General features: G+C 64.9%; 9 protein-coding genes. 3 read left to right on the top strand and 6 right to left on the bottom strand.

All coding sequences use genetic code 11. The features are described 5' to 3' along the window. Positions 1 to 8 precede the first annotated feature (8 nt). The 3 genes from ACP150_RS04660 to ACP150_RS04650 form a co-directional block, all read right to left on the bottom strand. The gene (locus tag ACP150_RS04660) at positions 9 to 1,046 is read right to left on the bottom strand and encodes a rod shape-determining protein (RefSeq protein WP_424965371.1); all 1,038 of its coding nucleotides are present in this window, start codon (positions 1,044 to 1,046) and stop codon (positions 9 to 11) included. A 196-nt stretch (positions 1,047 to 1,242) separates the two neighbouring features. Beyond that, positions 1,243 to 2,820, bottom strand: a complete 1,578-nt coding sequence (locus tag ACP150_RS04655; protein WP_424965370.1) for a 2-isopropylmalate synthase — start codon at positions 2,818 to 2,820, stop codon at positions 1,243 to 1,245. 184 nt (positions 2,821 to 3,004) lie between these two features. Next, positions 3,005 to 3,802, bottom strand: coding sequence for a hypothetical protein (locus ACP150_RS04650; protein ID WP_424965369.1), 798 nt, complete (start codon positions 3,800 to 3,802; stop codon positions 3,005 to 3,007). Positions 3,803 to 3,927: 125 nt separating this feature from the next. On the opposite strand from ACP150_RS04650, the gene ACP150_RS04645 reads away from it, so the two are divergent. After that, positions 3,928 to 4,593: an SDR family oxidoreductase gene (locus ACP150_RS04645; RefSeq protein WP_424965368.1), complete on the top strand. Its 666-nt coding sequence runs from the start codon at positions 3,928 to 3,930 to the stop codon at positions 4,591 to 4,593. Then, entirely contained in the window at positions 4,590 to 6,122 is a 1,533-nt protein-coding gene (locus ACP150_RS04640; RefSeq protein WP_424965367.1) for a cryptochrome/photolyase family protein, read from the top strand. Before ACP150_RS04645 ends, ACP150_RS04640 begins: the two co-directional genes overlap by 4 nt. Before the next feature lie 6 nt (positions 6,123 to 6,128). Here ACP150_RS04640 and ACP150_RS04635 read toward each other — a convergent pair whose 3' ends face one another. Further along, positions 6,129 to 7,604 (bottom strand): MORN repeat-containing protein, encoded by a 1,476-nt coding sequence (locus ACP150_RS04635; protein WP_424965366.1) that lies wholly within the window; start codon positions 7,602 to 7,604, stop codon positions 6,129 to 6,131. 203 nt (positions 7,605 to 7,807) lie between these two features. On the opposite strand from ACP150_RS04635, the gene ACP150_RS04630 reads away from it, so the two are divergent. Beyond that, a complete protein-coding gene (locus ACP150_RS04630; protein WP_424965365.1) occupies positions 7,808 to 9,481 on the top strand; it encodes an NAD+ synthase in 1,674 nt (557 codons plus the stop codon). 370 nt (positions 9,482 to 9,851) lie between these two features. Here the strand turns inward: ACP150_RS04630 and ACP150_RS04625 are convergent, their stop codons facing one another. Together ACP150_RS04625 and ACP150_RS04620 are read right to left on the bottom strand one after the other, a co-directional pair. After that, positions 9,852 to 10,208 carry a metallopeptidase family protein gene (locus tag ACP150_RS04625; RefSeq protein WP_424965364.1) on the bottom strand — a complete coding sequence of 119 codons (357 nt, stop codon included), beginning with the start codon at positions 10,206 to 10,208 and terminating at the stop codon, positions 9,852 to 9,854. Between the two features lie 628 nt (positions 10,209 to 10,836). Further along, positions 10,837 to 11,694, bottom strand: coding sequence for a penicillin-binding transpeptidase domain-containing protein (locus tag ACP150_RS04620; protein ID WP_424965363.1), 858 nt, complete (start codon positions 11,692 to 11,694; stop codon positions 10,837 to 10,839). Positions 11,695 to 12,131 lie beyond the last annotated feature (437 nt).

The raw sequence follows: 12,131 nt of genomic DNA, 5'->3' as shown, positions 1-12,131 counted from the left end.
GGGTTGCGTTAGCTTTCGTAGTCGATCGCGTGGCGCAGCTGCTTCTCGTATTCCAGTGCCTTGCCTGTGCCCAAGGCTACACAATTCAGCGACTCGTCGGCAATAGAAATGGGCAGGCCGGTCTGCTCGCGCAGGGCAAGATCCAGCTCACCCAGTAGCGCGCCGCCCCCGGTCAGCATCACGCCGCGATCCACGATATCCGCGGCCAGATCCGGCGGGGTCGCTTCAAGCGCGGTCATCACCGCCTCGCAGATCTGCTGCACCGGCTCGGCCAGCGCCTCGGCGACCTGCGCCTGATTGAGCTCGGCCTCTTTCGGCACCCCGTTCAGAAGGTCACGGCCGCGAATATGGATCGTCGCCCCGCGCCCGTCATCGGGCATCCGCGACGTCCCGATGGAGGTCTTGATGCGCTCTGCGGTCGCCTCCCCGATCAGGAGGTTCTGCTGGCGGCGCAGGTAGTTGATGATCGCCTCATCCATGCGGTCGCCACCCACGCGAACCGAGCGCGCATAGACGATATCGCCGAGGCTGAGCACCGCGACCTCGGTGGTCCCGCCACCGATATCCACCACCATGGAGCCTGTCGGATCGGTGATCGGCATGCCCGCGCCAATGGCCGCCGCGATGGGTTCGGCGATCAGACCCGCGCGCCGCGCACCCGCCTTGAGCACGGAATCGCGGATCGCGCGTTTCTCCACCGGGGTGGCGCCATGGGGGACACAGACGATGATTTTGGGTTTCGAGAAAAACGTCCGGCGGTGCACCTTGCGGATGAAATGCTTGATCATCTCTTCGGCCACGTCGAAATCGGCGATCACACCCTCGCGCATGGGACGGATCGCCTCGATCGAACCGGGCGTCCGGCCCAGCATCATTTTGGCGTCTTCGCCCACGGCCAGAACCTGCTTCTTGCCGTCTTTGACGTGATAGGCCACCACGGAGGGCTCATTCAGGATGATGCCCTTGCCTTTGACATAGACCAGCGTGTTCGCCGTTCCGAGGTCGATCGCCATATCCGTTGAAAAGAGCGAAAAGCCACCTGCCATTGCCCGCCTACCCCACGTCTAGAATCCTTGGCACAGACTCGGGCGCGCCGAGGTGCACGTCTTAATGACCGCTGCACCGCAGCGGGTAAAGACCCATTCCCCCAGCCTATGGCAGCTTTCCGCCATCAGGCCAAGCCGAAGGGGCGGGGTCTTGACGGGGGCCGGGATGGCCCGCCGTCGTCGGTCTTGGGCCCGGTCAGCTCACATCCTTGTATGACACCTCGCGCCGGTCGCTGCCTTCGGGCGTCTTTTCGCGCCGCACCAGCAGACGGTTCAGCGCCTGAACATAGGCCTTGGCCGAGGCCACCACCGTGTCCGTATCCGCCGCCTGGCCCGAGACGATACGACCATCTTCCTCCAGCCGGACGGTGACGGTGGCCTGGGCGTCGGTGCCTTCGGTGACCGCGTGCACCTGATAGAGCTGCAGCCGCGCGGCATGGGGGAACAGGGCCTTCACCGCGTTGAAGGTCGCGTCCACCGGACCATCGCCCTGGGCCGTCATCTGGGTGTCGACACCATCCACGGTCAGGGTCAGATCCGCCGATTGCGGTGCCTCGGTGCCGCAGATCACCCGCAGGAATTTGACCTGCAGCCGCTCGCGGGCGGGATCCGTGCTGGCCTCGCCCATCAGCGCCACGAGATCCTCGTCATAGATCTCTTTCTTGCGGTCGGCCAAGGCCTTGAACCGGACAAACACATCCTTGAGCTGGTTGTCGCCCAGCTCATAGCCCAGATCGGACAGCTTGGCGCGCAGGGCCGCACGACCGGAATGCTTGCCCATGACCAGGTTGGTTTCGCTGAGGCCGATATCCTCGGGACGCATGATCTCGAAGGTCTCGGCATTCTTGAGCATGCCGTCCTGGTGAATCCCGCTCTCATGGGCGAAGGCGTTCTTGCCGACGATCGCCTTGTTGAACTGGACCGCAAAGCCCGAGACTGAGGCGACCCGGCGGGAGATGTTCATGATCTTCTGCGTGTCGATGCCGGTCTGGTAGGGCATGATGTCATTGCGCACGCGCAGTGCCATGACGACCTCTTCCAGCGCGGTGTTGCCCGCGCGCTCGCCCAAGCCGTTGATTGTGCACTCGATCTGGCGCGCGCCCGCATCCACGGCGGCCAGGGCGTTGGCGGTCGCCATGCCCAGATCGTTGTGGCAATGGGTGGCAAAGGTGACGTCCCCCGCGCCGGGGATGTCGCCGATCAGCCGCGCGATCAGGTCCGCGCTTTCGCGCGGGGCGGTGTAGCCCACAGTGTCGGGGATGTTGATGGTGGTGGCCCCGGCCTTGATCGCGATCTCGATCACCCGGCAAAGATAGTCATACTCGGTGCGCGTGGCGTCCATGGGGGACCATTGGACATTGTCGCAGAGGTTGCGCGCATGGGTAACCGTGTCGTGGATCCGATCCGCCATCTCGTCCATGGTCAGGTTCGGGATCGCCCGGTGCAGGGGCGAGGTGCCGATAAAGGTGTGGATCCGGGGCTGGCGGGCGTGGCGCACTGCCTCCCAGCAGCGGTCGATATCCTTGAAATTCGCCCGCGCCAGCCCGCAGATCACGGAGTTCTGGGCGTTCTTGGCGATCTCGCTCACCGCAGCAAAGTCGCCATCCGAGGCGATGGGGAAGCCCGCTTCGATGATATCGACCCCCATTTCGTCGAGCAGACCGGCGATCTCCAGCTTCTCATCATGGGTCATGGTGGCGCCGGGGCTCTGCTCGCCGTCGCGCAAGGTCGTGTCGAAAATCAACACGCGGTCCTGTTTCGTCTTGTCGGTCATGGGATGTCTCTTGATTTAGCCGTTTGTCTCTGTCGCGAAGTGGCGCAGCGAATACCTCTGAGCGGTCGCGCCGTACGGCACGCTCAGAGGCGGCTAAGAAGAAGGAGACGTGCAGGAAGGCGCGCGCCGGTCATGGCGCGCGGCAACATCGTGTCAGAGGCGGTTTGCAGCGTCATGGGCCCCTTTATACGGGCGGCTCCGCGAATTCCAAGCTGGAAATCATGCAGGCCGACGGCAGCGCTTCGCCAAACGACCCCACACTTGTGGGGCTGTAGTCGAAGACCGCGATCACGCCGCCCTCGTCAAAGGCCACATAGACCTGGGTGCCCTCGGCATTGATCGTGACCCCCTCGGCGTCATTCCCGGCAAACTGCAGGGAGGTCACCGATTGCAGCACGCCATCGGCATCGAACTCGAACAGGCTGTCGGACGCATCGGCGTCATCCACCACGAGGATCGTGCCATGGACCGGGTCCTGGGTGATGCCCTGAGGCTCCATCAGTTGCGGGCTCTGCATATAGCCGATCAGGCGGCGCACCGTGGTACCATCCTGACGGATCTGCACGATCTCGGCCGCCGTGTCATCCGCGACCCAGTAGTCCGAACTGCTATTGTCCACATAAAGGCCGTCCGTATCCCTCAGGGTCAGGGACAGCCGGAACGGCTCGCCAAGGGCCTTGCCCTCGCGCGAGACCCGTTGATAGAGGCCCGAGCCGTCAGAAATCAGCAGGTGGTCACCTTCGACGGCGACCGCATCAACCCGGTGAAGCGGCGCTTCGAAGCTGCGCACCTCGTTGCCCCAGAGATCGATGAGCCGGACCGTGCCGGTCTCGTTCGCAACCCAAAGGCCGCAGAAATTGCGATCATAGGCAAGGCCCGAGGGGCCGTCGGACGGGAAACTTCTCAGAAGGTGTAGCTCAATCGCGGACGCAGGAGCCCCAAGCAACAGGGATGCGAGCGCGGCAATGAATAGTCTGGTCATTCGTCAGTCTCACTCTACATTACCTCCCTCAGCCTTCTGAAAGGCTACTCTGAATTCCTTAATAAAAGCCCTCGGCAGATTGCCGCTGCGACCTAAGTGTCACGCCGATGACAAGGAGAGACGCTATGGCCCCGCGCGCGCTGATCCTCGGCAATTCGGGCGGTATCGGTGCCGCGTTGCAGGTCGAGCTCGAAAAAACACATGAAATCATAGGTCTGTCCAGGAGTGAGACGGGCTTCGATGTCACGGACGCAGCAGCGGTCGACACCCAGCTCGGCGCGCTGGAGGGGGTGTTCGACCGGGTGATCGTGGCGACCGGTGCCTTGGAAATTGCCGGTTCTGCCCCCGAAAAATCCCTGCGCGACCTCACGCCGCAGGCCCTTTTGGACCAGTTCTTGGTGAACGCAGCGGGGCCTGCGCTGGTGTTGCGCCATGCGCAACGGCTCTTGCCCAAGGACCGTCCTGCGGTCTTTGCGGTGCTCTCGGCGCGGGTCGGATCGATCGGGGATAACCGGCTGGGCGGATGGTACAGCTACCGCGCGGCGAAGGCGGCAGTGAACCAGTTGGTCCACACGGCGGCGATCGAAATCGCGCGCACCCATCGCGAGGCCGCGGTGGTCTGCCTGCATCCGGGCACGGTCGCGACGCCCTTCACGGCCAAGTATCTCGGCCGCCACCCGTCCGTCCCGCCGGCCGAGGCTGCGGCAAATCTGGTCCGGGTCATGGACGGGGTGGGCGCGGCCCAGACGGGGCAGTTCTTCGACTGGTCCGGGGCCGAGGTGCCCTGGTGAGCGCGCCGCGACTGATCCTGATCCTCGGCGACCAGCTCTCACCCCAGATCGCCGCCCTCGCCGAGGCGGAGGCTGGCCGCGACGTGGTGGTCATGGCGGAGGTGATGGACGAGGCCTCCTACGTGCCCCACCATCCCAAGAAGATCGCCTTCCTCTTTGCCGCCATGCGGAAATTCGCGGCCCGGCTGCGCGATCAGGGCTGGACCGTCGCCTATACCGAGCTGGAGGATCCGGAGAATACGCAGTCGATCCCCGGAGAGCTTCTCCGCCGGGCCGACGCGCTGGGCGCGACCGAGGTCATCGCCACGGAGCCCGGGGAATGGCGGCTCATCTCGGCGTTGGAGGATTGCCCGCTGCCGGTCCACCAGATGCCCGACACGCGGTTTCTGGCCAGCCACGCGGAATTCGATGCCTGGGCCGAGGGGCGCAAGCAGCTCCGGATGGAGTATTTCTATCGCGAAATGCGGCGCAAGACAGGCTACCTGATGGAGGGGGACAAGCCCGAGGGCGGCAAGTGGAACTACGACCACGACAACCGTAAACCTGCACCCGAGGATGTGGCCTTCGAGGGGCCGCTGCGTTTTGCCCCCGATGCGGTCACCGAAGAGGTGCTTACCCTTGTCGCGGCCCGTTTCGGCGAGAATTTCGGAGAGCTCACGCCCTTCTGGTTCGCCACCGATGCAGAGCAGGCCCAGCAGGCGCTGGATCACTTCATCCGGCATGCGCTTACGAAATTCGGGGATTACCAGGACGCGATGCTGTCGGAGAACCGGTTTCTCTACCACGCGGTGATCGCGCAATACATCAATGCGGGTTTGCTGGATTGGCGCGCGGCCTGTGACGCGGCGGAGGCCGCCTACAGGGACGGAACCGCGCCGCTCAACGCGGTGGAGGGGTTCATTCGCCAGATCATCGGCTGGCGGGAATACATGCGCGGGATCTATTTCCGCGAAGGCCCGGAGTATACGCGGCGCAACGCGCTGGGCCATGACCGGCCCTTGCCGGCCTTCTATTGGGATGCCGACACGGATATGCATTGTATCTCGCAGGCGGTCGGCCAGACCCGGGACGAGGCCTATGCCCACCATATCCAGCGGCTGATGGTGACGGGCAATTTCGCGCTCTTGGCCGGGATCGATCCGGCGGCGGTGCATGAGTGGTATCTCGCGGTCTATGCAGATGCCTACGAGTGGGTTGAGGCGCCGAATGTCATCGGCATGAGCCAGTTTGCCGATGGCGGGGTGCTGGGCTCAAAACCTTACGTGTCGAGCGGCGCCTATATCGACCGGATGTCGAATTACTGCAAATCCTGCGCCTACAAGGTGAAGCAGAAGACGGGCGAGGGGGCCTGCCCGTTCAACCTGCTCTATTGGCAGTTCCTGATCCGGCATCGCGCGAAGTTCGAGGGCAATCCCCGCATGGCGCAGATGTACCGGACCTTTGACCGGATGGATGAGACCCGCCGCGAGACCGTCTTGGCCGAGGCCGACGACCTGCTGGCGCGGCTCGACCGGGGCGAACGGATCTAGGCGGGGTTACTCGGTCGGCGTGGCCGCGTCGTCATCCTGGGTGGCGGGGCTGGGAGGTGCTTCGCCGCCATTGCGCAACAGCGCGCCATTCTGCCACTCGCCGGATTCGACCTGCCCACCCACATAGGTCAGCGTGCCCTGGCCCGAGCGTTTGCCGCCTTCGAACGTGCCCACATAGACATCGCCATTGGCATAGGTGGCGCGGCCAAAGCCGTTGATCTCGCCGCCTGTCCAGTTGCCCTCGTAGCGAAACCCATCCGCAAGCACGACCACGCCCTCGCCCTCGCGCATTCCGCCCCGAAACGCGCCGCTATAGACCGAGCCGTCGGGATAGGTGGCGGTGCCTTCGCCCTCCTTCTCGCCCGCGACCCAGCCGCCGGTATAGCTGTAGCCGTTGGGATAGGTGATCGTGCCGGTCCCGTCCGTCAACGCGTTGCGGAACTGGCCTTCATAGACGATCCCATTGGCATAGCGCGCCACGCCGTCGCCCTCGATCACGCCCGCGACCCAGGTGCCCGCATAGGTGGAGCCGTCGGGATAGGTGATCTGGCCCGTGCCATGGGGCTTCTCGTCCACAAAGCTGCCCACATAGCGCGAGCCGTCGGGATAGACGACGGTGCCTTCGCCCTCGATCTTGCCCTCGACCCAACTGCCTTCGTAGCGGTAGCCATCGGGGCCTTCGAACACGCCTTGTCCGTGGCGCTGATCATCGGCGAAGCTACCGATATAGCGCAACCCGCTGGCATAGATCATGGTGCCTTCGCCCTGCAGCAACCCATTGACCAGCGTGCCTTCATAGATGTCGCCATTGGGCTGGATCAGGCGCCCCTGTCCGTTGAACTGGCCATTCGCCCATTCGCCATTGTAATCGAGCCCGTCCGGCCGGGTCAGTCGGCCCGATCCGGTGCGCTCGCCCGCCACGACCGCGCCTTCATAGACCGCGCCATCGGCATAGGTGATCCGGGCCTGGCCCTGCATCACGCCGTCGACCCAGTCTCCGTCATAGATATAGCCGTCCGCGGCCTCCATCCGGCCCGGACCGTTCTGGCGGCCATTGAGGAAGGAGCCGGTATAGAGCGCGCCATCGGCATAGCTCGCCGTGCCGTCTCCGGTCATCCGGCCATCGACCCAGTCGCCTTCGAAGGTCGCGCCATCGGGATAGGTGATCCGGCCCTGCCCCTCGGGTTTGCCCTTCACGAAGCTGCCCACATAGACCGAGCCATTGGGGAAGCGGGCCTCGCCCTGTCCGCGGATCTCGCCCCGGACCCATTCGCCGGAATAGACATAGCCATTGGGGAGCGTATAGGTGCCGACCCCGTCCTGCAGCCCGTCGACAAAGGTCCCCTCATAGATCCCGCCATCGTCGAATTGCTTCACGATGGCCCCGTCCTGAGCCAGTGCCGGGCCCTGCGCGGCCAGCAGGAGGCCCGCCGTCAGGGCGATCCGGCGCAGGGAAGAGACGGGCGGGAGCTTTTGCGGCATGGGTTGTGTCCTGTCGGGCCTGCGCGCGGGATGCGGCGGCGTTCTCGTTGGCCAAAAGGCTAATGGACCTCCCGTCAGGGGGCAATGGGCTAGGCGGGGGGCCGCGAAGGCGCGCCGAGCCTTTCGCCCGGCGGAGGACCTGCTACAAACGCCCCAACGGCGAAGCGATGCTTCGCAGCGACAGTCAATCCGAGGCGCCCCAGATGACCCAGACCTTTCGCCTGACCCTGGCCCAGCTGAACCCGACCCTTGGGGCGCTGGATGACAATGCGGCCAAGGCCCTGTCGGCTTGGGAGGCCGGCAAAGCGGCGGGCGCGCAATTCGTGGCCCTGCCCGAGATGTTCCTGACCGGTTACCAGACCCAGGATCTGGTCATGCGTCCGGCCTTTGCCGCCGATGCGGAGCGGGTGCTGGCCGCCTTGGCGCAGGATTGCGCCGACGGGCCCGCGCTGGGCATCGGATCGCCGCAGATCGAAGGCGGCAAGCTTTACAACACCTATGCCATTCTCGAAGGCGGACGCGTGGTGGCGAGGGTGCTCAAGCATCACCTGCCCAATGCGGATGTCTTTGACGAGGAACGGCTTTTCACCTCGGGGCCGGTGAGCGGGCCGTACCGGATCGGGCCCCTGCGCATCGGGACGCCGATCTGCGAGGATGCGTGGTACCCGGATGTGACCGAGACCCTCGCGGAATCGGCGGCCGAGATCCTGCTGGTTCCCAATGGCTCGCCCTATCACCGCAACAAGCATGACACTCGGCTCAACCTGATGGTGGCACGGGTGATCGAGACCGGCTTGCCGCTGATCTATCTGAACATGGTGGGCGGGCAGGACGACCAGATGTTCGACGGGGCGAGCTTTGCCCTGAATCCCCATGGGGCGCTGGCCCTGCAGATGCCCGCCATGGACGAGGCGATCACCCATCTGGATCTCGACGAGACGCCCGAGGGCTGGCGGATCCGCGAGGGCGAGAAAGCGGCGCTTCCCGACGAATGGGAAGCCGATTACCGGGTGATGGTCGAGAGCCTGCGCGATTACCTGCGCAAGTCGGGTTTCGGCAAGGTGCTGCTCGGCCTGTCCGGGGGGATCGATAGCGCGATCGTTGCCACGATCGCGGCCGACGCGATTGGTCCGGAGAACGTGCGCTGCGTGATGCTGCCGTCGGAATACACCTCGGAGCACTCGCTCGAGGATGCGGCCGGTGTGGCCGACCGCCTTGGCTGCCCGCTCGATACCTTGCCCATTGCCGGACCGCGCGCGGCGGTCTCGGAGGCGTTGGCGCCGTTTTTCAATGGGACCTCGCCGGGGATTGCTGAGGAAAATGTGCAATCGCGGTTGCGCGGGTTGCTTCTGATGGCGCTGAGCAACAAGTTCGGGGAGATGCTTTTGACCACGGGCAACAAGTCCGAGGTCGCCGTGGGTTATGCCACGATCTATGGCGACATGGCGGGGGGCTACAACCCGATCAAGGATCTCTACAAGACCCGGGTTTTCGAGACCTGCCGCTGGCGCAACGAGAACCATCGTGACTGGATGATGGGACCGGCGGGCGAGGTGATCCCGCAGCGGGTGATCGACAAGGCCCCGTCGGCGGAGTTGCGCGAGGATCAGAAGGACGAGGACAGCCTGCCGCCCTATGGGGTGCTCGACGCGATCCTCGAAGGCCTGATCGACCGCGAAGCCTCGGTGGCGGAACTGGTCGCCGAAGGGTTCGAGCTTGAGACGGTCAAGAAAGTCGAACACCTGATTTTCATCAGTGAATACAAGCGGTTCCAATCGGCACCCGGCGCAAGGCTGACCGAGCGGGCCTTTTGGCTCGACCGGCGCTATCCCATTGTGAACCGCTGGCGCGACACCTCGGCGACGCGCAACCACTGACACGCTCTGAACCACGCTGAAACCGGGTCCTGGGGGTCGGAAGGCTGGCGCTCAGGGGCGCGGGAGCCATCGGCCCGTGCCGTGCTAACAGGTCCGCCGGGACGGCCTGCGCGCTGGTGCGGCGCGGCGGGTCTGGTCCCATGGCGGCAGGGCCGAGCGGTGCGGGCCGACGTCTCCTATGTCGCGCGGATCGCGCCCTGATCTACCCAATCAACCCCACCGCGGACCGGCTCCAACTGGCGTAGCGCAGCCTCCGAAAGGGGCGCGCCGGGCCTGCCCGACGGCGGTCGGCCCCCCGTCGGACAGCTGTCGGACATGTGTCGGGCAAGTGTCGGGCACGGGCGCGCGTTACCCCCCAAACCGCGCAACACTACTCCCACCAGCGGTCGATGGCGGCGATATCCTCATCGGACCAGCCGAAGTGATGGGCGAACTCGTGGACGGTCACATGGGCGATCAGATCGGGAAGGCGCACGCCCTCGCGCTCGCGCCATTCCGCAAGGATCGGCTGGCGAAAAAGCCAGACCGTGTCCGGCTGCATCGGTTGATCGAAGACCGATTTCTCCGTCAGCGGCACCCCGTCATAGAGCCCGGTCAGATCGAGCGGATCCGGGATGTCGAGATCCTCGAGCATCCAGTCCTGAGGCATCTCTTCGATGACGATGGAGACCTCGGCCGCCAGCGCCGCGAAGGGTGCAGGAAACTCTGCCACCGTGGCGCGGGCCATCTGTAGAAAAGCGGTGAGATCAGGGGCGCGGTCAGACATGACCCTCTATCGCAGGCACGGGGCGGCGAGGGAAGCGAAGGGCGGGGCTCACTACACCGCTACTGATGCGAGGGACGAACTTGACCCCTAGCCCCCGGACCGAAATTTGGCCGCTTCGGCGACAATTTCAGCCACTGCTTCCGGCATCCTGCGGTTAAGGGGGACCACCCTGCGCGCTGCGTCCGGTCGCTCGGTGGGCACATCCTGCGATAGCCTCGTGAATGCACTCAAGTCAGTCCTGGTCCAGAGCCCTCGCAATATAGACCGATGGACGACCACGCCCCTTGGTACCCACCCGGACGTTCCCTGCTGTATGTCTTGCCCGGAGCAGCAGTCACTTCGGCGGTCCGAATGTTCGACGGCCTGTCCGAGCTTACCCAAGACTTATGCCGACCTGCTCATGCCAGCACTCTGAGCGGTGGCTCTGAGCTCGGCAACTTCTTCGACCTGTGCGTTTGATCGCCGCCAGAGTTTTGCGGGCTGAGCGACTGGCGGTCCGCGAGAGGCCGGAGCCGCATTGAGATCGGCGGGGCGCTTGTCGACAACAGCGAGATCCATCTGACCGGCTGCCCGAGGCGCGCGCTGTCGGTCAGCGGTCGAACCCGTCCGGGAGATAACCGCACTCCGTGAGCATCCGGAGGGCAAACTCGCGCCGGAACTCCCTGATCTCGCCATAGGTGGCGGCACGGGCATAGAGGGCGAAGGGGATCGGTTGCATCCCGGTTCTGGCCACCCATCCCACATACCAACCTTCGAAGGGGCGTGAGAAATCCCCCGGGACCAGGGGGCCCGATCCGGTCTTGCCGTGGAGGCTGATCTCGGGGCTGCGACGGTCGAGGCTTGCTGTGGCGAGCGCCTCAACGTTTTTTGGCGCCACATCGAGAGACCCCGAGAGCAGACGGGAGAGAAACGCGACCTGCTCCGAGACCGAGATGCGCAGGGTTCGGTCCAGCCAGAACCTGTCCGACGCTTCGGGCGCGGCGGCATTGCCATAGCGCCACGCGTCGAGAACTGTCCGGTAGGTTTGCGCGCCGACATCGACGGCGACATCCTGAAAATACCAGGCTGCCGACCGTCTGAAGGCGCTTTCGAGTGTTTGGTCCCGGCGCCAGTCCTCGGGCCAGTATCCCGCCGCCGGTCGGCGTTGCGGATCCCAGGACCGCTCGGCGTGCAGACCGTCAGCCGCGCCGGTTTCCAGCGCGATCAGCAGATTGGGGATCTTGAAACTTGACCAGGGGCCATGGCGTGTCTCGAGATCGCTGTTCTCGAGGAGGCAGGCCTCCTGCGTTTCGAGATCGCGGGCCAGGAAGCTGACATCGCGCCCGGTCATCTCCTTGGCGAGAGGGTCTGCGGCGATGACGCGGCGTGTTTCGGCACGCGCCTCGCCCGCGAGACAGGCGATAAGAGCGCAGACGGAGCAAGCGGCGATGGCGGTCTGGAAAGGCATGGGGCAGGTCACTGTGGTTGGGTGTTGTCATGTCCAATCGGCGCTGACCCCCCGGGCGGGAGGCCACAAGGGTCGGCGGGTCGGGCCGCATCGGGTTCGGACATGGCTTCCGCCTTTGTCGTTCCGGAGACAAGCCGTCATGCGACGAACTCTGTCGGGTGGCAGAAATGTGCCGGAGTGCCGGCCCGGGATCGGGGCGCGCCCATGCATGCGGGGTGGCCTGCGGCTTTGTCACGTAATCGCGCGATGGTAGCGGTATCGGCGCATCCCTAAATGTCACTCACAGGCGGGAACACCCGGTCCTCCTGGCCCCAAACGCCCGGTGCATGCGTGTCGCTCATGCATCGTGGCGAGCGTCTGACACACCTTAGGGCGCACACCCTGTTGGACGGCGCTGGGCGTCACCACTCACGAGACCGGGCGGGCTCTGTTCGCGA

Source organism: Dinoroseobacter sp. S375, from assembly GCF_049800775.1.
GTDB lineage: Bacteria > Pseudomonadota > Alphaproteobacteria > Rhodobacterales > Rhodobacteraceae > Dinoroseobacter.
Note: the sequence above shows the minus strand (reverse complement) of the source record. Positions and strands in the feature narration are given on the sequence as shown.